Here is a 22,598-nt window from a genome sequence, read left to right as displayed (position 1 = left end):
GTCGTGATTCATGATCAATTCTCCTCAAAATAGTGCCTTCACCGTTGAAGGCTTGAGATAGAATTGTAATTTTGAATTTCGGAGTTGGTATGCTTTGTTTTCTCCGCGTAGCGGCTTCGTCCAACATCAAATTAGAAGGTTTAAGGTCGCCATGAATTAAGCCAGCGTCATGTGCCTCTTGCATAGCTTGCGCTATCTGGCGCACGATGTCGAGTATTTGCGGGATGGATGGTGGCTCAGTTTCCATCAACTGACGCAAGGTCCGGCCCGGCACCAACTCCATCACGATAGCTTGACCATCGTCCGACTGTTCCAAAGCATGCACTTTAACGAACGCGGGATGCTGTAACGAAGCAGCAAGACGTGCTTCTTTTACCAAGTCGACACCAGCGGTAAGATTCTTTAAATATTTAATCGCAACGTGGCGGTGTAATTTATCATCCCAAGCACGAAAAACCTGACCAAAACCACCCTCACCCAAGCTTTCGCCTAGTTGATAATGGAGTAGTTGTTTCGCGTTAGTGACATTGCCTGTTGATGCGGACATGAGAAGATTTCAATACAAAAGCCGAGTATATACGACGTAATGTTTATTTTAACTCGGTTTGCGCAGGACTAGGTGGTGTCGACCTACAATTTAGGTGGCAAACCAGCGTCATGATCTATCGTTATAAAAGTACGGCGCTGATGACCAAGCGAAGAACTGAGCTAAAAACTAATTAGCGGCTTAAGTAGCATCTCAGGCCATCAGCAAGATGGGAGCAACAGCTTGGCTATCATACAAACGCAAATAAAAATGTCCGATACCCGCGGTACCCAGCATTAAATTTGGTGACTCACCTGCACCACCATTACCGCATGGCCAAGGCATCCCTTGTTTGGCATAGCTACGAATACCATCTGCCGCGACTTTTTCTGCGACTTCTATTAATGCCGGGCGTTGCAAACGATGACCTGCCATAATCATCAACTCGGCGTTACCAGCAGCGCCATGACATAATGAATAATTGAGATGACCTGGCACCCAAGTTTGATTCAATGAAGCAGCCGTTGACTTCAACGCCACCTCTAGATCGTCGCGAATCCCAACATTATCTGGCAATAACTCAACACAGCGCAGACGAGATAAACCTATCCCTGGCGCGCCATGACACCATCCCATATAAAACGCTGGAGCATTCGATGGATCTTTGGTCGCTGGCATAATTCTTAAGTCAGGCCAATTTCCTGCTTCTGGACTGAACAAATGACGTTCATAACGCAAACCTTCCAGCGCAGCATTTAAAAAATCTAAGCGCCCAGTAGCCTGATACAACTCCAACAATGCGGTGACAATGCCGGCGACCCCATGCGAATGTCCTGTTAAATGCTTTTGCCCTGGTACGTGCATGGTATCCCAGGACCAGCCAAATTCGGTCTGGTGTGCATGCTGCAATAAATTCTCGCCGTGACGCTGCGCAGCCTCCAGCAAAGCAGGTCGTTGATGTAGGCGCGCAGTCGTCAACCAAACAGGTATGACGCCAGCACTACCGCTAATCACATCTAATTGAATTGCATTGGGTGAGATAGTAGCCAGAGCTTCCATCATCGTTAGAGCACGTGCCACTAATTCTTCCCGTTGTAACAATTGCCCCATGCGCAGCACAGCATAAGCGATCCCAGTCGAACCAGAATAGAAACCATAATTTTTTGTTGATGTCGCGATTTCCTCTGAACTCAAAATTTGTCTGAGCACACCATCAATCACCTTAAGCTGTTGGCTATCACTCGTAAATTGGTAGAGTTCCGCCATAAATAATGCGACACCGCTGGTACCCGCATAAAGGTCATGACGTAATGAACGATAAACACTCGCCCAGCGATGATTTACCGTATCAACCGCCCACCCCAACCAAGTACAACGACCATAATCCCAAATGGCGTCACGACATAAGTGGCGACCAATTCGATCGGCGGTTTCTAAGTAATGTGTTTTTTCATCCTTCACTGAAAGCCGCTCCCTAAAAAAGTCTCGACTGAAGGTAAATCTATAGAAGATCTATTCAAATATGGGCGCTCCCAATCAATGCCATCTTGTGCAAAACAATCTCGAATGGCGTACAAACGCAATTCGCTCGACTGCGTGCCATCAAACCAAGCATTCACCAACCCCTGAGCCATTAAACGACATCGATGCATACCAAAACTTTCGCCGTTTCGGGGATCTTCTGCCAACCCGAGACCGGGTAAAAAAACTTTACAAAACATCGGCACTTCAGTTCGTAATTGAGACGAAAAATAAGCTCGAAATTCGTACAAAAGCGAAGCAACAATGGGGTAATAACGCCGAGCCACATACAATACCGTACCGTCTGCACGTCGGTACAATTGTGGCCAAGAGAGTGTCTTAAAACGATAAGGAATCGCGTAATAATTCAAGCGCTGACTCAAAGTAGATAACAGCGGTGCCGCCTTATCGGCACTCACATTAAAATAAAATCGCAGCAAAGAAAATTCATCAAACTGATCGCTTAAATTAGCCCCAAAAGCAAAATAAAAACTATCACTCATATGAATAGAGCCGGGGTAAACGCGCAAGCTCACGATATCACCGTTTTTTAATGGCATCCCCGTGTAACTATGCTTGGTAAACTCGCCTGGATTAGCGGTTCGGCTACGATCTGCTTTTTGCACTGAAACTCTGCCATTGGGATCTATTTGATAAATTTTCCATCCTTCATCCCAAGTATCGATCGTGTTGTTTGCCAACTTCAAATCAGAAATCAGCTGGTTGGCATCTACACTCATAGATGGATCCACTGCACAATCTCGGATATAGCATTTGTTGTAAAACAAATCGCGCAAACTATGAACAAGCAATTTTGATGTTTCGGTGTTTGTTGGCTCAGCATGTGTCGATTTTGCTTCAAGCTTAGTCGCTGCAACTGATGGATGTACCTCCAATTGGTTTAGTTCGCCACGAAACGTATAAGTGCTTTCACTATGTATTTGCAAATCAGTACACACCTGTTCTATCTCACGCACAAATACTGACGAAGTCATGCTGCAATTTCCATTTCAATACCAAATAATTCACGCGCAGCGAGTGAGGGATTTTTTAAAATTTCACGGCTAATATGCACCAACATCAATGCGTGAGCTGAAATTTGAGCAGCATAATACGAATATTCGAAAGCCGTTTGCAGAAGACGCGCTGCCGCATATTCTAAGCAACGAATCAGAAAATCTTGGTGCATAGCATGCGATAATTTTGATGCAGCCAAATAGCTACACCAATAAGCACTCATAGCTGGCTGCATTTGTATCAGCGAGCTATGTGTTTTACTTATCAATTGCTCCGTCTGCGTCGTTTCGGCAAAAGGCATCGCAGCAATCCAATGCGCTAGATAAGAATGCAGCGTACCGCCAACATCCCAGGCGCAATCACCAAAGTCGATCAACTCCCAATCAACAATTTTCATGTGAGTCGATTCATCATGTCCTTTGTAAACTACGAAGTTATCCCATTTCGCATCACCATGAATAACAGAATTAAAGTGCCATGTTTCACGTAAGCGATCCATACTTTCATGTAACTCAGCATGCTGTCTAACCAACTCGCCCAACTCGATCACAGCGCCACTCACACGATTATTATCGCGATGAAAAGCGAAAATCCAAGGAATTCGTCGAGGAAAAAAATGCGTCGCGCCAGAATCGTTTAGCAACTCCGATGTCGCCTGATGAAAGCGCCCCAATGCACTACCTAATAATTCACCGACAGAAGTCGGAAACTGTTGTAAACGCCAATGATGTTCGCTCAAATTTTCTGCGTCATCCAACAATCCCACAGTCAAACACTGACGGGTCAAATCATGATCAACAAAACGCGGCATCAACTCTGACCACGCAGCGTAGTTCTGTGCCAAACGATAGCAATTCGCTTCTCGCCTCAGCGTGGTATTTTCGACAGAATCAACTACCTTAACTTGCTTGATGAACAGACCTTGCTCTGCGCTTTGCAATACTTTGAAATTTCGATTACGCCGCCCGGCTTCCATCACGACAAACTGCCCATTCATCACGCTATTCATGTCGACGGTGCCGCGTTCAATCAAATAATGCACTAAGTTAGTAGCGGTTAAAAACATATTGATGCATTTACTTTCAAACTAAAAATATCATTGATAGCATTGCTACTTATTAAAAGATGGGGAGTAGCATTCCGCGGTGGAAGTTGATTTTCGCAAATATAAAATCTATATCTGTCGCATTAATCCAGCAAGCAACTGGACTCTAACAAGTCCTTACGAGATATACGCAAAAAAACAATTGCAAGACATTTTTCAATGCCTTGCAATCATTAGTTTCCATTAGAAAAGCGCGCTTGCCCATTGATTACTGTTTAATCCTCAATATAGAAATGAAACAGCAATAGCGGGATATTCGCTTCGACTTAAAATGTGCATGAAATTAGGGAATAAATCATCATGCACAATATATGGGAGTGAGACCAAGTATCAATCAGTTAGCAAGCTCAGCTTATCATCCGCAGCTTTGCGGGGAGATGTAAGCAATCGGTTGCGATACACCAACATTACCGATTACAACATTGTGGCGTGGTATCTGCTGTTGGCGGCGCTGCATGTGCACTTTGCACATTACAACATTGCGGTGTGGTATCTGCTGTTGGTGCCGTCGCATGCGCACTTTGCACATTACAACATTGCGGTGTGGTATCTGCTGTTGGTGCCGTCGCATGCGCACTTTGCACGTTACAGCATTGTGGCGTGGTATCTGCTGTTGGTGCCGTCGCATGCGCACTTTGCACGTTACAGCATTGTGGCGTGGTATCTGCTGTTGGTGCCGTCGCATGCGCACTTTGCACGTTACAGCATTGTGGCGTGGTATCTGCTGTTGGTGCCGTCGCATGCGCACTTTGCACGTTACAGCATTGTGGCGTGGTATCTGCTGTTGGCGGCGCGGCATGCACACTTTGCACATTGCAACATTGTGGCGTGGTATCTGCTGTTGGTGGCGCGGCATGCACACTTTGCACATTGCAACATTGTGGCGTGGTATCTGCTGTTGGCGGCGCGGCATGCACACTTTGCATGTTACAGCATTGTGGCGTGGTATCTGCTGTTGGCGGCGCGGCATGCACACTTTGCACGTTACAGCATTGTGGCGTGGTATCTGCTGTTGGCGGCGCGGCATGCACACTTTGCACGTTACAGCATTGTGGCGTGGTATCTGCTGTTGGCGGCGCGGCATGCACACTTTGCACGTTACAGCATTGTGGCGTGGTATCTGCCGTTGGTGGGGCGTTCTTCGTGTGATTTCCAGAACCATGCGTCATAATTTGATCTCCAGTTTGAGAAATATTAAATATTACTTAGGGCGTAAAATTTTTCTTGAATATACAAAATCACGTTCATGTGAACGTTCGATAGAAATTAATACCTGAATCGGCACAAACATAATCACATAGAAAGTTCTTGATCTAAGTCATCATGCTAAATAAAACCATGTCCCGATCAAGCATTTTAATTTCTACCGCGATAAAGCATGGCACACCAAATTCGGAATGTCCATGCAGACATCAAAGCAAACAATATGCCAACCACTACAGGTAGGCCAAGATAATAGCTGCCCGAATGAACTTTAAAAACGATGCTTGCGCTTAAACTTAAGTTTGAGATTCAGGAACAGCCTAACTATTTGTAACCTTGTCGCTTTCCACTTTATTTGCAGTATCAGGTCGAGGATAGAGCTCATAAGCCTGATGCAAACCATAAATATGCACGGCACCCGGACCTCCAGCAAAATAGTCATTAAAATTCCCCACCGCCAACTGCGGCGCTATGACAGGGAAACTATATACATCTGCTGTATCCAAGGTTTGAAAGCTAGCGGAGCCCGCATTGGGATTATTGCCTTGCGCAGGATTCTGCACGCGAGCTAATTGTGTATGTGCGGAATGATAATTATAAGCACCCGAAGGACTTGAGTTGTAATTCACAAAGACGCACTGCACACCACCAATAGTTCCCTGCTGAGCCTGATCGTGCGTACCATCGAGCGGATATTGACCGTCACAATTAAAAACAAAACCATAGGAATCAGTTACTACACTGGCGCCTGCAATGGCTGATCCACAAGAAGGTACCAACTGCACGTGTACCGCATCACTAGGATTAGGAAATGGTTCTTGTCCAAGATTGAGACGCAATCGTTCATCATCATGATCAAGACAAATTTCAACACCAAAATCAACATAATTAGGGAAATTATCTACCCCATAGTTTTGTCTAAAAATCGCATAGAGATCGTCAGGGTGCTCCTTCAAATCTCCGTTGGATAAATCAATGTGTCGATACGCCACCATCTGCTCCGTCACAACATCATGCTTCCCTTCGGTATCAAATAAAATAAAATCCTCACCCGAAATAAAATATTTCTCGGTCGTCATTTGCTTCGTTTGCAAAGGCTTAACAGGGGAATCCAAGGGAATATTACTGACTATTAATGCTCGATCACGCACAATTACGTCAGGATAATTCTGGCAGTCGCGAATAAATCCTTTTAAGGTATTTGACACCACCAAGGCTATACCACTGGCGGATTTCTCTTCTTGCGCCACCAAAAATTTGACGATTTCATTACGCGCTTTTACGCTTTCGGAAAGAAATAATTTTTCTGGATTAGCAATTTGCGCACTTAGCGCGGTTCCAAAAACAAAAGTCCAATTTGGATAATCAGTTGCATTGAATGTTTCTAATAAACGCGCCAAGATTTTAGGAATAGGGTCCTGATCTGAACTAGGATAAATATAAGGGCCATGAGGACTATGGAAAAAAAACTCTGGCGCCATAAAAATATTTGTCACGCTTGCGTCATCTTGGCAGACTGGTATTTGCGCTTTGGCGGTATCGACAGCATTCTTTAATATCGTAATTCTTGCCTCGATATCGATATCCATATTGGGATTGCCGAGATAGGTTCCACCGCCATACCCTTCACCAAGATGCGCAGGAAAAGTTGAAATCGCATACCCAATAAAACGAATTTTCGAATGATTTGTGGTGACCATATACGCTGATACCCTTTAAGAACAATTCTTGTAATAAATTAACGAATTGGCGCTTCGTGTTACTTCGAAGTCGGTATCGTCTCACATTTTTTATCTAATTAAATTCTAATTTAAAAAACTAAGACAAGAGCAAATCCAATTTCGTTCACATGAATTATTTCTTAATTCGAATATCGTCGCGCAACGAGTTCAAGATGGGATGAGCTAACCAATCAGCATCAACGCCTATAGTTTTTGCTTTTGCGATCAACTTCAATGCCTTAACTCTATCCCCTAGCAATTCATAGTTAATTGCTGCACTGACCAAAACTTCACCACTCTTAGGGGCGATTTCCAAAGCTTGTAAAGTATAATTTAAACCGCCAGCTCTATCGTCCAGCCTTAGCAGAATCAAGCCCATTTGCGCCAACAATTTAGGATCATCTGGTGCTCGTTTAAGGCGCAGTTCTAACAAATCTCTCGCTTTTTGGTACGCTTTCAAACCTTCATCACGGCCATTTTCGACCCACATCAAGGCTTCGGCATATTGCATCCAACGAAAATAACTTCCATTTACTCCCTGAGTAGGTGAAACAGCGTTTCTGTAAGCAGCCGCGGCCGCAAGATAGTCACCTTGACGCAGTTTAATTTCTCCTATCATGGAGTACTGCATCGCTGAGGGGTGGATTTGCAAACCCTGTTGCAATGCCTGCAAAGCGTCCGAAATACGATCTTGCCCTTGCAAAGCAGCTGCCAAAATGGCATAGCCATTTGAAGAATCAGGCTGGCGCTGCAAAGCCAGACGTATGGTCTTCTCTGCAGCTACATAATCACCAAGCTGATTCTGAACTGCTGCTTTCAGCTCGGGTAAGATACGATCTTTGGGAAACTCAATCGCACCTCTATCCGCCCATTGAATTGCTTCATCAAAACGTTTTGACAAAAGAAATATGGTCATCTTCGCCTGCCAAGCGAAAACATTTTTTGCTTCTAGTTCCAACGCCCTATCTACAGCAACCAAGGCTTGCGCCAACTTATTATGATGAATCAGTATTTGCGCGTCTGCAATTTGAGAGAGTGCCAAATTACTATCAATTTTGAGTGCTTGTTGTGCACTAGCTTTCGCCTTTTGCAACCAAACTTCATCTCGTTTTTCGGCGTTATAGCGAAATAAATAAATCAGCGACATACTAGCGACCGCCTTAGCCTGCCCGGGATTACGCTCCAGCACTGCCATAAAATGCTCGCTGGCCGCATCCAATGTGTCCGCTGAACGATTGATCGTATGCAGCACGAGCATATCACTGCCCAACTCAAGTTCTCTCGACTCAGAATACGGCGTCAATGCTTTCGCAATTTTTGGCCAATATGGTTGTGCCTGCCACGCAACGCCACCAACAAGGGCAGCCGCCAGCAAATACATGGTAGCGAAACGCCAGCGGCGCTGACTGGCATTCTTTTTCAATTGTTCTTGTAAAGCCGAGACCGATAAGGAGGCTGAGCTATTGGACAAGGGATCAGCGGCTGTCAGCAATTTAATGTCTTGTACCACTTGTGCTGCACTAATGCGCCGACTCGCTTCACAAGTCATCGCCAAGATTAAGTTTCTTTGCTCAGCAGGAACCTTGTCTGACCAGCGCCACTGGGAGGCAAGAATTTGCACCTGCGCGGCGACTAAGGCTAGCCCCGTCACGCCCGCATGCGGTAGCGCACCATGTAGCATTTCATACCAAATGGTACCCAACGCGAACACGTCACTGGCAGAAGTGGCAACTGGCGCAGTAAAGCGCTCTGGTGCCATATACGCGACACTACTATTAGGATCCATTAAATCAGGCATAGCCTCGGATGGAAGCGCCTGATGACTCGCCAATCCAAAATTCAATATCCTGAGCTTACCAGAAGCATCGACGATTAAATTTGATGGCTTAATATCGCCATACACCAATCCCAGTACATGCGCTTCTTGCATGGCCGCCGCTAGATGTAAAACATGCCCAATCGCGGCACGCTCTTTGCCATGATGCTCCTGTATCCATTTTTTCAAACTAATACCATGCACCATTTCCATCACGATATACAAGCTATCAGCTTGCTCTTCAAGCGCATGGATTTTGACAAATGCAGCATGTTTTAATGAGGCCGCCAAACGCGCTTCTCTTAATAATGCCTCGTGGGAGTTACCTGCATGTGAGATGCGTTTAATCACAACTTTGCGTTGTAATTGTGTATCCCAAGCTTCATAGACTTGAGTTGATGGGCTTGTGCTCAGACACAGGCGAAGTTCGTAGTGCTTAAAAATTGCCATCGTCACAGCATCGCTTGAAGTGCGCTGTTGATCTTGACTAGGTTGGGAATTTTCTAAGCTCATTGATTCTTAATTCATTCAATTTTTATTATTTAACCGAGTTTTTTACTTTACCATTAAAACGATATTTAACGATCAAAAGCACGACACTTTACATGTTCACTGTCTTTTTTACAGATAAATTTTATGGAAATTGACATGTAAAAAATCTCAAGCAAATTTGTTCAAGCAATTTCAATACGTAGTTCACAAACCATGCGTAAATCGTTTCTTGAACCGTTTTCTGCATACTAAACAGCCCGCAGCTAAAAATTTCTAGGCTGCTACGCCCTCACCCAAGCATGACGAGAATCACGATTTTGGCTTACAATGCTGAAAAATCAAAGACTTAATCACCTATTCCATTAAAGCGCCTCATGCAAGCTTCGACCACTCCCTACGTCAATATTTCGGCATACAAATTCGTTAGCTTTAACGATACCGCAGAAAAACGTCCTGAATTTATTGCTAAGTGCCAAGAATTAAACCTAAAAGGCACGGTGTTACTGACCCCAGAAGGCATCAATATGTTTTTGGCAGGCTTACGCCATGAAATTGATGCGTATATGGACTGGCTACACAGCGACCCACGCTTTGCCGATATCGTGGCCAAAGAGAGCTTCTCTGACCGTCAGCCTTTTACAAAATTGCTGGTAAAGCTCAAGCCAGAAATCATAACCATGCGTATGCCTTTGATTAAGCCAGAAGATGGTCGTGCTCCTTCTGTTGAAGCAAAGACGCTGAAACGCTGGCTGGATCAAGGTCATGATGACAATGGCAAGCCTGTCGTCATGGTTGATACGCGCAATGACTTTGAAGTTGATGTCGGTAGCTTTGATAATACGATCGATTACCGAATCAGCAAATTCACCGAGTTCCCCGCAGTAATTGAAGCTAACCGTGATGCATTAAACGATAAAACTGTCGTGACCTTTTGCACCGGCGGCATTCGTTGCGAAAAAGCGGCTATCCATATGCAGAACGTGGGCTTTGAAAGCGTCTATCAATTAGAAGGCGGCATCCTAAAGTACTTCGAGGAAGTAGGCGGCGATCATTATCATGGCGATTGTTTTGTATTTGACTATCGCACTGCGTTGAATCCCAAATTAGAAGCCACCGATACCAAGCAATGCTTCGCGTGCCGAGCTGTTGTAACGCCTCGTGAACAATTGTCCCCTTGGTATATTGAAGCGAAATCCTGCCCTCATTGCAAAAAAATGAGTAGAGAACCGCTACCAACGGAATAACACAGATCTTGTTGGCGCTGCAAACACGCTTTAAAAAAGACAGCATGATTTTCATTGCTGTCTTTTTTTATTTTGAGATCCGCCAAAGCACGAACAACTACCAAGTTTAAAACGAATATTTGATAAACTTCACGTCCAACTATTCCGATCAATTGACTCATCCGTCTACATGCCAATCACTTACCGCGGTCGCTTCGCCCCTTCACCTACTGGCCCACTGCATTTTGGCTCTCTGGTCGCGGCTATGGCGAGCTATCTAGATGCCAAAGCGCATCATGGAGAATGGCTATTGCGTATCGAAGATCTTGATTTTGATCGTAATGTACCGGGGGCAGATACGGATATCATCGCCTCACTACAACGCTGCGGCATGCAATGGGATGGCCAGATTACCTGGCAAAGCCAACGTACAGCTTTATACCAACAAGCGCTAGCAAAATTACAGGCGAATGTATTTGCCTGTAGCTGCTCACGCAAAGAAATTGCTGATTCACGTTTACGTGCGGGTTTGGAGGATAGTCAAATCTATCCAGGCACTTGTCGCAACGGCATGCCGGAAGGTAAAGCCGCACGCTCCTTTCGCCTGCGCGTACCCGATGGAGATGCTGCTCGGTTTCATTTCGACGATCGTCTATTCGGAACACAAAATCAGGATCTCAGTCGCGATGTTGGTGATTTCGTTTTAAAACGAGCGGACGGTTTTTGGGCTTATCAATTGGCCGTCGTGGTCGACGATGCAGCACAAGGAATTAATGCAATTGTGCGCGGCGCAGACTTATTAGACTCTACTGCACGGCAAATCTATTTGCAGCAATTACTCGGACTACCAACACCCAGCTATTTGCATGTGCCAGTGGTCGTGAATCAAGCGGGAGAAAAACTATCTAAACAAACCGGCGCCCTAGCATTTGATAGTGGCAATAATAATCTGTTAAAAGAAGCCTTACTACCTGCAGCACAATTTCTAGGACTGCAATTATCTTCAAAAGCAAATAATGAAAGTAATGAACTATCAAGATTTTGGCAAGAGGCAATAATTGCATGGTCCTTGCGATATCCCAGTGTAACTGGCGCTTGCTAATCATAAGTCCAAGCATGAGAACTAAGTGCAACGACCGAATTTTAAATAAAAAAACCGGCAAACAAAGTATGTTTGCCGGTTACTTTTTCACAGATACTGACTAGCGCTATAGCTATATGCCTAGGTTTAAGTGTCTAAATTCATTACGATATTTAATTAGGATATCTTCCCAAAACCACCTAATAATGCCGCTCTCTTTTGCGGCTTCGCTGCATCTGCTTTAGCCCCTAATGCTACCGTTACCTGAGCTGGACTGGCACTGGGTTCATAGGGTTTTAAAAACCATGGATCAACTTTCTCACGCGGAGCCTGATAGCTACGAGCAGGTCGATCAAGCTGTTTATTCATACCGCCACGCTCAACAAACGAAGCAACTTTACGTTCTGTATGAAGTGACGTAGCGATAAAACCAGCTAATTGTAAGCGCACAATTTTCTGCTTAATCAATTTTTCAATATCGACTAACAAGCGCTCATCTTTATCGGTATGCAAAGAAATGGCATCACCCTTCGCGCCCGCACGACCAGTGCGCCCAATGCGATGTACATAATCTTCTGCGTTGTACGGCAAATCGAAGTTAATCACACAAGGCATTTCAGAAATATCCAAGCCACGAGCCGCAACGTCGGTAGCGACTAAAATTTCCACCTCACCACGCTTAAATGCTTCGAGTGCGGCCATGCGCTCCTGTTGCGATTTATCACCGTGAATCGCGGTTGCCTTAATACCTTGCTTAACCAAATGCACCGCGACACGTGATGCACCAATCTTGGTATTAGAGAACACGATAACTTGTTTCAAGCCCCGTTCACGAATGATAAAAGCGACCGCATCTCGCTTTTCATCTTCCGCTACTTTATATAAAACCTGGGTTACATTTTCAGAAGTTGCATTACTACGCGCCACTTCTATCGTCACCGGATCATTTAAAAAACTAGCTGACAGTTTTTTGATTTCAGGTGAAAAAGTCGCGGAGAACATCAAGTTTTGACGTTGTTTTGGCAAGAGATTAATGATGCGCTGAAGATCAGGCAAAAAGCCCATATCTAGCATACGGTCTGCCTCATCCATAATCAAGATTTGGGTTTGAGACAAATTCACCGTTTTTTGCTGGACGTGGTCCAACAAGCGTCCAGGTGTTGCGATCACAATTTCAACACCATTGCGTAAAATTGCGGTTTGCGGTGCCATATCAACACCACCAAATACCACGGTAGCGCGCAAATGAGTATGACGTGAATATGCCTTCACATTCTCTGCGACTTGATCCGCCAACTCACGAGTTGGTGTCAAAATTAAAGCGCGCACAGGGTGACGAGCAGGCGATGCGCTGTTATTCGCATGCGCCATCAACAACTGAATAATCGGTAACGAAAAACCAGCAGTCTTACCCGTTCCAGTCTGAGCAGCACCCATCACATCACGACCTTGTAAAACCACAGGAATCGCTTGTGCTTGAATTGGTGTCGGATGCACGTAACCCTGATCATTTAAAGCACGTAAAATTTCTGGCGCTAAACCAAAGGAATCAAAGCGAAGGGTATCAGCGACGGGCTCGGCGGCTGTCTGTAACGGCGTATCGGTCATGTTTTGCATAGTGTGCCTCCCGTGGGTCTAACACGGCATCAAGTGAAGGAATTCGTGATGTTGCGTCAGCAAAAGTAAAGGCGTGGGTGTGTTTCAATAGACGCGCATTATAACACTATGCGTGTGGATATCTTCTTTTCAAAACGGAATCAAGGATTATTGAGTAAAAAATAGACGATATCGCAATAACAACCACGATAAATTGGTGGGCCTCCCGTGAGTCGAACACGGTACCAACGGATTATGAGTCCGCTGCTCTAACCAACATGAGCTAGAGGCCCTATTTGCTAAAGCACGAATGCGCCCCAGAAAATGAGCGCTCATTGTATTACATTAGGCGTAATTGACACAAGACTTACAGAGTATAAATGCGCGATTCTTCAAGCTATTCAAATGCATTTATATTTAATTTGAACATTCAAGCACTGCGCAAAAAAAACAAAACCGCACGATCTTTCAATCGCACGGTTTTATTGCAGTTACTGACGAGCCATTTTCTGTTACCTACTCGCTCGATAATCAATAACCTTAATTACCTTCGAGGAAGCTCTTCAACTTATCTGAACGTGATGGGTGGCGTAGCTTACGCAGCGCTTTTGCTTCTATTTGTCGAATGCGCTCACGCGTTACGTCAAATTGTTTACCCACTTCTTCCAAAGTATGATCGGTTGACATCTCTACACCAAATCGCATCCGCAAGACTTTTGCTTCGCGTGGCGTTAAAGAATCCAACACATCTTTCACTACATTGCGCATCGATGCATGCAAAGCGGCATCGGCTGGTGCAAGCGTGTGATTATCTTCAATAAAATCACCTAAGTGAGAATCATCGTCATCACCAATCGGTGTTTCCATCGAGATTGGTTCTTTCGCGATCTTCATGATCTTGCGAATCTTATCTTCTGGCATTTCCATCTTGATTGCCAAAGTTGCTGGATCGGGTTCTGCACCGGTCTCTTGCAAAATCTGACGTGAGATACGATTCATTTTATTGATCGTCTCTATCATATGAACAGGAATACGAATCGTGCGAGCCTGATCTGCGATAGACCGCGTAATAGCCTGACGAATCCACCAAGTAGCATAAGTCGAAAATTTATAACCACGACGATATTCAAACTTATCAACGGCTTTCATCAAACCGATATTACCTTCTTGGATCAAATCCAAGAATTGCAAACCACGATTGGTATATTTCTTCGCGATAGAAATCACCAGACGCAAGTTCGCTTCAGTCATTTCACGTTTCGCTTTGCGTGCCTTCATTTCACCTGCAGACATCTTTTTATTGATGCCACGCAAATCTGGCAGAGGCAATACGACACGTGCTTGCAAGTCGATCAATTTTTGTTGTAATTGCTGAACGCTAGGTACATTACGACCTAAGATCGCACTGTACGAATGCCCAGCATTCACTTCACCATCCACCCAAGCAAGATTGGTTTCATTACCAGGGAAAACTTTAATGAAATGGGAACGCGGCATACCGCAGCGATTCACCACCACATCCAAAATTTGCTTCTCTACATGGCGCACTTCATCTACTTGACCGCGCAAAGTATCACATAATTTTTCAACTACTTTCGCGGTAAAACGAATACCCAGCAACTCACTAGAAATGGCTTCTTGCGCCTTGATATAGTTTTTAGAGTTATAGCCTTCTTTTTCGAAAGCTTTACGCATTTTGTCAAAATTTTCGGAGATGATCGCGAATTTGGCGAGTGAGTCGCGCTTCAACTGCTCCAACTGTTCGGCTGAGATACCGGCAGCCACAGCAGCACTGTCCTCTTCCTCTTCTTCCTCTTCGTCCTCATCCTCGTCATCTTCTTCGTCCTCGTCACTTTCAGCAACGACGACAGGTGCTTTTTCTTCCTCAGTCTCGGCGTTTGGATCGACCAAGCCATCGACCATATCATCAACTTTAATCTCATCAGTCGCGATACGCTCTGCTTGAGCAAGGATTTCTGCAATCGTGGTTGGACAAGCGGAGATCGCTTGTATCATGTCTTTCAGACCTTCTTCGATCTTCTTGGCGATAACGATCTCGCCTTCACGCGTCAACAACTCAACCGTACCCATTTCACGCATGTACATACGCACAGGGTCAGTGGTTCGGCCGAAATCCGAATCGACAGTAGACAACGCAGCTTCCGCAGCCGCCTCAACCTCATCATCATCACTCGCAACGGTAACTACGTTATCAGATAACAGCAAAGCTTCCGCATCAGGTGCTTGTTCGTAGACCGCGACACCCATGTCATTGAAGGTGCTGATAATGCCTTCAATCGCCTCTGGATCAACCACATTTTCTGGCAAGTGATCATTGATCTCTGCGAAGGTCAAATAGCCACGATCTTTACCCATCTTAATCAGGGTTTTCAAGCGTTGGCGACGACGCTCTAATTCTTCAGCAGTCGCTTCTGGATCCGCTGAGAAGGCATCTTTTAATAAAGCTTTTTCTTTTGCTTTACGGTCTTTAGCTTTGGCTTTGTCGAGAGCCTTCATCTCAGCGCGTTCTACTGCGTTGAGCGCCGCCATCTCTTCATTTTCAGGCTGATATTCTTTTGGTTTGCGGCCACGGCGCCCAGGCACTTTCACACCCGGCAACACATAACCTGAGGTATCAATGCTAGCCAACAAAGCCGCATCTGTAGTTTGACTCACCGTCGGCGCAGATCCTGTTTTGATCTCTTGCACTTCAGGTGCCTTTTCATGTTTCGCGACAGTTTTAGCCGACTTTTTCGCTGGTTTTTCTTCAGCGTGGTCAGCTTTTTCAGTTTTGTTACTTGCGTTTGATGCTTTGGTAATCACAGAGGCTTTCTTTGTTGCTGATGACGGCGTTTCGACTGATTTTGCAGAATGTTTTTCGACACTCTTACTTTGTTTCGGTTCCGCTTTAGGCTCATTTTTTGTGGCACGTGTTTTTGGCACTTCAACTTCCTTTTTGGTCGCCGTCGATTTTACATCTTTACTTGAAATCTTGCTCTCAGCCAATTTTACTGGCTTCGCTTCTACTTTAGGCGGTTTAACGTCTTTCGCAAGGACTTTTTTCTCTGAGGCTTTAGTTGCATTTGTAGTTGCATTAGTGCTTGCTTTTACCGGTTTCGTCTGAGATTTTTCTACCGTTTTTATTTTCGTTTTAGTAGCGACTGCTGCTTTCGCAACCGATTTTGCAGCTGGCTTAGTTGCCGGCTTGGCTGTTACTTTTTCGGCGATCTTCGCGGCTACTTTTGCCGCAGGCTTTACGGGAACTTTCGCGCTAATTTTTTTTGCAGCAGGCTTAACGACCGATTTGGTGCTAGCGGTTTTAGCCGCAGGCTTGGCAACTTTGGCGGCAGGCTTAGCATTAAGCTTGGCTGGTGTCGTTGTCGCTTTTTTTGCAGCAACGGTTTTAGTGGGACTCTTCGTAACTACGGGTGTCAGTTTTTTCGCGGGTTTCTTCATTGCACTAGCCATTGAATCAAACCAACCGATGCCAACCTAAGAGTTGAATCATATAAAAAACAAAGCACCGCCTACAGTAACACTCTGTGGGACAGCGCGACATTTCTTCATTCAAACTACTTGTCTTTGCATCGGTGTTTTGGGTTACTCGGAGGAGCCTACGCTCACCTAAACAACACATTCTTGTATGAACAAGCCTGACGGCCGCAACAAAGAATGAAAACAACCTAAGACCTTGAATCGAAAGCCTTTAATTATAGCACTTGCCTCTCTTTTACTCAATCAAATGCTTATAGATTACGCATTCCACTGAAGCAATTTTTTAGCTTTTTTTACAAATTTACCGCATTACTACTTAATATATCGGCAGCTAGCCGTTAATTGATCGGCCGCCCAGCAGCCTCAACTTCAGCCTCACGCCGGATAGCATCCTGCAATTGCATAATTTCTCTATACCTGGCGACATCTTGCGCCTCACGTAAACCACGCTGGGCCAATTGCTCCATCTCCATTTTGAGTACTTGGGTGCGAATTTGACGCAAAGCGCCAGCCAACTCCATAGCAACAACATCAACATCCGACTCAACTTGCTCGGCAATTTCTGCAATCAAAGGATCAAAATCTGCACTAGTAGCCCGCAAATTTTCTGCCAATGCAGCAAAGTTAGCTTGCTCTCCCATAGGCTGAGCAATCAACACCAACTGTCTTAACATTTCCGCACCATCCGGTGCAATTTTTGCAGCATCATCCATCATCGCTGGAGTCATCATGACAGCTAGCGAGGGATGTGCGACCAAAATCCGCAAAACTTGTCGCTCCAAACCAACAGGTGCGCTACGTCGACTCTTAGGCGGCGCAATTTTGACTCTTGCCACTGGCTGACTCAACTCAAACAAAGCTTCTATTTCTGCCGCAGTAGATTGAGTAATTTGCGCCAAATTTCGCACCAATTGAAGTCGCAAACCAGAGGGCGCCATTTGTTGCAATAAAGGCTTGGCATCAAATTGCGTCTTGGCTCTCCCTTCAGCGGTACTTAAATCATTCTCGCCACTCACTTCTTTGATAAAAAACTGAGATAGTGGCATAGCTCCTTGCACCTCTGCCGCAAAAGCATCAGCACCAAAAGTACGCACAAAACTATCAGGATCATGCTCAACTGGTAAAAATAAGAACTTGATGATTTTATTATCATTCACGTGAGCCAAACAAGCGTCTAGCGCCCGCCTTGCCGCTCGCCGCCCGGCACTATCACCATCAAAACTGAATACCACCTGATCAGTTTGTCGCAATAATTTTTGCACATGCGTTGGCGTACAGGCAGTCCCCAAGGTCGCGACCGCTTGCGGGAAACCAAGCTGCGCTAAGGCCACCACATCCATATACCCTTCGGTTACCAAGACATAACCCGCGTCACGGATTGCCTGTCTTGCCTCAAACAAGCCATATAACTCCAAGCCTTTTTGATAGAGCGGCGTTTCTGGCGAATTCAAATACTTGGGCTCGCCTTGATCCAAGATACGCCCACCGAAACCGATCACCTGCCCTTTTGTATTGCGAATCGGAAACATAATACGATCACGAAAACGATCATAGCGCTTGCGATGCGCGCCTTCATCATCACTTTTGTCAATAACCATGCCCGACTCAGCTAACGCCGAGGCATTATATTCAACAAAAACAGAACGCAAACTATCCCAAGCGTCTGGTGCATAACCTAAGCCAAATCTAGCAGCAATCTCGCCAGTCACTCCGCGCCGCTTCAAATATTGAATTGCCGTATCAGCACTACGCAATTGTTGGCGATAGTAGTCGCATGCCTTCGTCATCACCTCACTCAGTGCCAGACTTTTCGCAGTCACTTCTGCGCGCTGCGCAGGCAATAGGCGATCATCCTCCGGCACAATCATGCCATTATTTAACGCTAAATCTTTAACTGCATCGACGAAACTCAGGCCGGAATATTCCATCAAAAAGCCGATGGACGTGCCATGCGCACCACAGCCAAAACAATGATAAAACTGCTTAGTCGGACTGACCGTAAAACTAGGTGATTTTTCGTTATGAAACGGGCACAAACCCATATAGTTTGCGCCACCTTTTTTTAATTGCACGTACTTGCCCACAACATCAACAATGTCAACGCGTGCCAGCAAATCCTGAATGAAACTTTGAGGAATCACGTAAAAATCCCATGCAATAAGACTTTACGGCTTCGAGAAGAATAAACTTCCGAAGCCGCAATATGATGTTCAGATAAACCGTTCACATGCCGAACGAAAACTCAAGTTCGCCAAGGCACGTAAAATACAAAAAATTTACTTCGCCAACGCTGCTTTTACCAAACCCGAAACCACAGTCATATCTGCGCGCCCGGCCAATTTTGGTTTTAATACAGCCATCAATTTACCCATATCTTGCGGACCTGTCGCACCAACTTCTGCAACTGCTTCTGCCACTGCCGCTTGCATTTCTGCATCACTGAGGCCGGCCGGCATATACGCTGCAAGAATGACCAACTCCGCCTTTTCGATATCAGCCAAATCCTGACGTCCACCCGCTTCAAATTGAGTGATGGAATCTTTGCGCTGCTTGATCATTTTTTCTATGATCGCCAGCACCATCGCATCATTAAGCTCAATACGTTCATCAACTTCTTTTTGTTTAATCGCAGCAGTAATTAAACGGATAGCACTGAGCTTAGCCGTATCTTTGGCACGCATTGCCGATTTCATATCTTCGGTGATTTGTTCTTTTAAGCTCATAATGTCCTCTAAAAAATCTTACTTCTTTAAATTAATATTGGGGCGACCAGAGAAATTAGCAATGCCGCCACAAAGCATTTAATACAAGAAGCAACAAACAAAAAAATTTAACAATATAAATAAGAAAGCCCGCTGCGGTATACCGGAGCGGGCATGCAAACCTAAAATTGACTAGCACTATCAGACATTAAATTGATTAAAAATCGACTCAATGCCAAACAGCTTAATACCAATCAGAATTAATACATTTTCTTAGGCAATTGCTGACTACGAATACGTTTGTAGTGACGTTTAACAGCAGCAGCTAAACGACGCTTGCGTTCTGCAGTTGGCTTTTCGTAAAACTCGCGAGCACGCAATTCGGTCAACAGACCGGTCTTTTCGATGGTGCGCTTGAAGCGACGCATGGCGACTTCGAACGGCTCGTTTTCTTTAAGGCGAATTGTGGTCATGTAAGTTCGAACCAATTAAAAATTATAGGAAGACCGAAATAATATCAGCAAATTCGTAAATAGGGAAGTTAACTGATGAAAACTTATGCAAAAAAATGAGATGTTATTGCAGCATTTTTACGACAAGCCCTTAAATTACTCAATTGAGGCTCCCGCCGCCGCACCAGAAGCCCACGCCCATTGGAAGTTAAAACCACCCAACCAGCCCGTGACATCAACCGCTTCGCCAATGAAATACAACCCAGGGACTTGCTTCACCATCATATTTTGCTGCGACAACTCACGCGTGTCCACGCCGCCACGGGTAACTTCAGCCTTACGATACCCTTCCGAACCATTCGGCAGCAGCTCCCATCGATTGAGTTTTTCGCCTAACAGACGGAGCCGTTTATCTTGCATATCGGCGATTCTCAAAGCACCATCAAAGCCATGCGCCAACAGCAAACCGTCAACCAGACGCGCTGGCAAAAAAGCGGCCAAATAATTTGATAAATTTTTCTTCGTGGTGCTTTTTGCATCAATTAAATCTTGAGCAAGATCGATTTCTGGTAATAAGTTCACCCGAATTACTTGCCCTGATTGCCAAAAACTGGATATCTGTAGTACCGCCGGCCCCGACAAACCACGATGGGTAAATAATAAGTCTTCGCGAAATACGGCCTTATTTTTTTTCTCGCCCGTGTCTATATCGACTTCTAAAGAGATGCCCGACAGAGGCACAAAAGGCTCCCAGCTTGATGCATCAAAAGTCAGCGGCACTAAGGCGGGACGTGGCTCTATCACTTTCAACTGAAATTCTTTCGCTATACGGAAAGAGAAATCCGTTGCACCAATTTTAGGGATAGACAAGCCTCCAGTTGCTACAACCACGTTCTTACTTTTTACCAAACCCTGATCCGTCTGAATCTGAAATCCTGACTCGGCCTTTGTTAGAGATTGCACCGAGCAAGGCATACGCCATTCCACCTTACCGAGATCACATTCCGATTTCAACATGCGAATAATATCTTCCGCACTATCGTCGCAAAATAATTGACCTTTATGCTTTTCATGAAAAGCAATTTTATAACGCTTCACTAAGCTCAAAAAATCCTGTGGCGTGTAGCGCGACAAGGCACTTTTACAAAAATGCGGATTCTCTGATAAGAAATTTTGGGGGCTTGCATATAGATTCGTAAAATTACAGCGACCGCCACCAGAAATTCGTATTTTTTCAGCCAGTTTCGTCGCATGATCAATCAATAAAACGCGTTTACCACGTTGCCCTGCTGTCGCCGCGCACATCATGCCTGCGGCACCTGCGCCTATAACAACCAGATCAAATAGTGTTTTGAAATTTTCTTGGTTCATATAATCGTTTTAGATTTTTTCACAATGTCAAAACTAGCAAAAACTAATTCAAACATTGCTAGGCCGAGATCAGCCACTGTGTAGCTACATAAAAAGGCGAACTCAACACCACAAATGCGTATTTTACGCAAACCCTGCCTCATTAAGAGATCTAAACCTAGCTATGCCGCTTGCTTCGCCTCTTGTATTTCCCTTGCGATTTGCAGACATAAATCACGTTGACGCGCGATATTCACAGGAACGGCAATCTCACCAGCTAATACGCTTTGCGTCCAAGTCGCGGTCTCGGCCGCTTCCGCACTTAAGGGCAAATTTTCGATCGCAGCGCCTAATTGAGACTCCGTTTCACACAAGCGCCTTTGCTGCCCCAGGTAATAGCAATCTATTTGCTGGGCACGCCCCGTACTAGCAACAGCCTCGCCTTCGGTGGCCCGCATCAACAACGTTGCGCCCAATGGCGGCTGATGTAATGTTCGCAAATAAGCATCTAACATCAGTTGGTATTCTGGATGCGTATATGAATTCAAATGTAGCGCAGGATGTCCTGACTTAGCGAAAGGCTGAAGCAACTTCACCAAGGTATGGGTAGAATTGCGAACCCCCAACACCGCACGCATCGCCAAAATTCTATGCATTTTAGGCGCAAGAACTTGTATGGGCATAAATGTTAGACGTTGTTCCTGCAACTGATTTTGCGCTTGCGCCGCATTCTGCGCTGGCACTACGTTCAACAATTGCAAAATTTCAGCACTAGTAACTCTTCCAGTATCTCGGGTGACACCATGGATTAGCACAGGCGCGCCCGACTGAACCAGTAACATCGCTAACAAGGGCGTTAAGTTTGGCTTCTTGCGCGCACCGTTATAGCTAGGGATCACGATAGGAGCAAATTCACTATCAGTTGGCGCATGCATAGGCGCCAGCGCAGTAATTGTCGCCTCAAGAAAACCAGCAATCTCATCAATGGACTCTCCTTTGATACGCATCGCCAGTAGGATGCCGCCCATTTCCAAATCGGACACTCGTCCGTCTAGCATCGCGCTATATAAATCAAACGCATCTTGACGCGACAAACTTCGAGCGCCATCTTTGCCTCGTCCTATTTCCTTGATAAAACGAGCTGCGCGAAATTCCAGCGCTAACTCTTCATGCGAATTCGTTGATAGATTATTTTTCATACCGCTAGCTTACACTGTGGCCGCAAGCCTGGCAAAACATCGCTAAGCAACAGAAAATCGTGAAACTCGTGACGCTTATCGCAAATATTGTTAATTTAG

General features: G+C 45.2%; 16 protein-coding genes and 1 tRNA gene. 2 read left to right on the top strand and 15 right to left on the bottom strand.

Features of this window, described 5'->3' with window-relative positions:
- From ACFFJH_RS10785 to ACFFJH_RS10755, 7 genes are all read right to left on the bottom strand, one after another.
- Positions 1 to 547, bottom strand: a 547-nt coding sequence (locus ACFFJH_RS10785) for a serine/threonine-protein kinase (RefSeq protein WP_390212379.1), incomplete at its 3' end; no start/stop codon positions are given.
- Positions 548 to 739: 192 nt separating this feature from the next.
- A complete protein-coding gene (locus tag ACFFJH_RS10780) occupies positions 740 to 1,987 on the bottom strand; it encodes a lanthionine synthetase LanC family protein (protein WP_390212378.1) in 1,248 nt (415 codons plus the stop codon).
- Positions 1,984 to 3,042 (bottom strand): T3SS effector HopA1 family protein, encoded by a 1,059-nt coding sequence (locus ACFFJH_RS10775; RefSeq protein ID WP_390212377.1) that lies wholly within the window; start codon positions 3,040 to 3,042, stop codon positions 1,984 to 1,986. Before ACFFJH_RS10775 ends, ACFFJH_RS10780 begins: the two co-directional genes overlap by 4 nt.
- Positions 3,039 to 4,130 carry a phosphotransferase family protein gene (locus tag ACFFJH_RS10770; RefSeq protein WP_390212376.1) on the bottom strand — a complete coding sequence of 364 codons (1,092 nt, stop codon included), beginning with the start codon at positions 4,128 to 4,130 and terminating at the stop codon, positions 3,039 to 3,041. The genes ACFFJH_RS10775 and ACFFJH_RS10770 overlap by 4 nt, the downstream gene beginning before the upstream one ends.
- A gap of 446 nt (positions 4,131 to 4,576) precedes the next feature.
- Positions 4,577 to 5,338, bottom strand: a complete 762-nt coding sequence (locus ACFFJH_RS10765) for a hypothetical protein (protein WP_390212375.1) — start codon at positions 5,336 to 5,338, stop codon at positions 4,577 to 4,579.
- Between the two features lie 354 nt (positions 5,339 to 5,692).
- Positions 5,693 to 7,072: a hypothetical protein gene (locus ACFFJH_RS10760; RefSeq protein ID WP_390212373.1), complete on the bottom strand. Its 1,380-nt coding sequence runs from the start codon at positions 7,070 to 7,072 to the stop codon at positions 5,693 to 5,695.
- A gap of 154 nt (positions 7,073 to 7,226) precedes the next feature.
- Complete coding sequence (locus ACFFJH_RS10755) at positions 7,227 to 9,422, bottom strand: protein kinase domain-containing protein (protein ID WP_390212371.1); 2,196 nt, start codon at positions 9,420 to 9,422, stop codon at positions 7,227 to 7,229.
- Positions 9,423 to 9,775: 353 nt separating this feature from the next.
- On the opposite strand from ACFFJH_RS10755, the gene ACFFJH_RS10750 reads away from it, so the two are divergent.
- Positions 9,776 to 10,645 carry a sulfurtransferase gene (locus ACFFJH_RS10750; RefSeq protein WP_390212368.1) on the top strand — a complete coding sequence of 290 codons (870 nt, stop codon included), beginning with the start codon at positions 9,776 to 9,778 and terminating at the stop codon, positions 10,643 to 10,645.
- 169 nt (positions 10,646 to 10,814) lie between these two features.
- Complete coding sequence (gene gluQRS / locus ACFFJH_RS10745; RefSeq protein WP_390212365.1) at positions 10,815 to 11,726, top strand: tRNA glutamyl-Q(34) synthetase GluQRS; 912 nt, start codon at positions 10,815 to 10,817, stop codon at positions 11,724 to 11,726.
- A gap of 156 nt (positions 11,727 to 11,882) precedes the next feature.
- Here the strand turns inward: gluQRS and ACFFJH_RS10740 are convergent, their stop codons facing one another.
- The 8 genes from ACFFJH_RS10740 to ybiB form a co-directional block, all read right to left on the bottom strand.
- On the bottom strand, positions 11,883 to 13,313 hold the full coding sequence (locus tag ACFFJH_RS10740; RefSeq protein ID WP_390212434.1) for a DEAD/DEAH box helicase: 1,431 nt from the start codon (positions 13,311 to 13,313) through the stop codon (positions 11,883 to 11,885).
- A 203-nt stretch (positions 13,314 to 13,516) separates the two neighbouring features.
- Positions 13,517 to 13,594, bottom strand: a tRNA-Ile gene (locus tag ACFFJH_RS10735).
- Between the two features lie 247 nt (positions 13,595 to 13,841).
- A complete protein-coding gene (gene rpoD, locus ACFFJH_RS10730) occupies positions 13,842 to 16,124 on the bottom strand; it encodes an RNA polymerase sigma factor RpoD (protein WP_446697464.1) in 2,283 nt (760 codons plus the stop codon).
- A gap of 1,010 nt (positions 16,125 to 17,134) precedes the next feature.
- A complete protein-coding gene (dnaG, locus tag ACFFJH_RS10725; protein ID WP_390212363.1) occupies positions 17,135 to 18,937 on the bottom strand; it encodes a DNA primase in 1,803 nt (600 codons plus the stop codon).
- 135 nt (positions 18,938 to 19,072) lie between these two features.
- Positions 19,073 to 19,519, bottom strand: a complete 447-nt coding sequence (locus tag ACFFJH_RS10720) for a GatB/YqeY domain-containing protein (protein WP_390212360.1) — start codon at positions 19,517 to 19,519, stop codon at positions 19,073 to 19,075.
- A 239-nt stretch (positions 19,520 to 19,758) separates the two neighbouring features.
- On the bottom strand, positions 19,759 to 19,971 hold the full coding sequence (gene rpsU, locus ACFFJH_RS10715; RefSeq protein ID WP_186891961.1) for a 30S ribosomal protein S21: 213 nt from the start codon (positions 19,969 to 19,971) through the stop codon (positions 19,759 to 19,761).
- Between the two features lie 135 nt (positions 19,972 to 20,106).
- Positions 20,107 to 21,321, bottom strand: coding sequence for a BaiN/RdsA family NAD(P)/FAD-dependent oxidoreductase (locus ACFFJH_RS10710; RefSeq protein ID WP_390212358.1), 1,215 nt, complete (start codon positions 21,319 to 21,321; stop codon positions 20,107 to 20,109).
- 161 nt (positions 21,322 to 21,482) lie between these two features.
- Positions 21,483 to 22,499: a DNA-binding protein YbiB gene (ybiB, locus tag ACFFJH_RS10705; RefSeq protein WP_390212356.1), complete on the bottom strand. Its 1,017-nt coding sequence runs from the start codon at positions 22,497 to 22,499 to the stop codon at positions 21,483 to 21,485.
- Positions 22,500 to 22,598: the final 99 nt, after the last annotated feature.

The organism is Affinundibacterium danionis, from assembly GCF_042432465.1.
Lineage (GTDB): Bacteria > Pseudomonadota > Gammaproteobacteria > Burkholderiales > Burkholderiaceae_D > Undibacterium > Undibacterium danionis.
The sequence above is the reverse complement of the archived record's forward strand: the minus strand, read 5'-3'. Positions and strand labels throughout refer to the sequence as shown.

Bases quoted from the DNA above. Each gene is read 5' to 3' on its own strand.
- ACFFJH_RS10775 (WP_390212377.1), bottom strand. From the start codon at position 3,042: ATGACTTCGTCAGTATTTGTGCGTGAGATAGAACAGGTGTGTACTGAT.
- ACFFJH_RS10770 (WP_390212376.1), bottom strand. From the start codon at position 4,130: ATGTTTTTAACCGCTACTAACTTAGTGCATTATTTGATTGAACGCGGC.
- ACFFJH_RS10765 (WP_390212375.1), bottom strand. From the start codon at position 5,338: ATGACGCATGGTTCTGGAAATCACACGAAGAACGCCCCACCAACGGCA.
- ACFFJH_RS10760 (WP_390212373.1), bottom strand. From the start codon at position 7,072: ATGGTCACCACAAATCATTCGAAAATTCGTTTTATTGGGTATGCGATT.
- ACFFJH_RS10755 (WP_390212371.1), bottom strand. From the start codon at position 9,422: ATGAGCTTAGAAAATTCCCAACCTAGTCAAGATCAACAGCGCACTTCA.
- ACFFJH_RS10750 (WP_390212368.1), top strand. From the start codon at position 9,776: ATGCAAGCTTCGACCACTCCCTACGTCAATATTTCGGCATACAAATTC.
- gluQRS (WP_390212365.1), top strand. From the start codon at position 10,815: ATGCCAATCACTTACCGCGGTCGCTTCGCCCCTTCACCTACTGGCCCA.
- ACFFJH_RS10740 (WP_390212434.1), bottom strand. From the start codon at position 13,313: ATGACCGATACGCCGTTACAGACAGCCGCCGAGCCCGTCGCTGATACC.
- ACFFJH_RS10720 (WP_390212360.1), bottom strand. From the start codon at position 19,519: ATGAGCTTAAAAGAACAAATCACCGAAGATATGAAATCGGCAATGCGT.
- rpsU (WP_186891961.1), bottom strand. From the start codon at position 19,971: ATGACCACAATTCGCCTTAAAGAAAACGAGCCGTTCGAAGTCGCCATG.
- ACFFJH_RS10710 (WP_390212358.1), bottom strand. From the start codon at position 21,321: ATGAACCAAGAAAATTTCAAAACACTATTTGATCTGGTTGTTATAGGC.
- ybiB (WP_390212356.1), bottom strand. From the start codon at position 22,499: ATGAAAAATAATCTATCAACGAATTCGCATGAAGAGTTAGCGCTGGAA.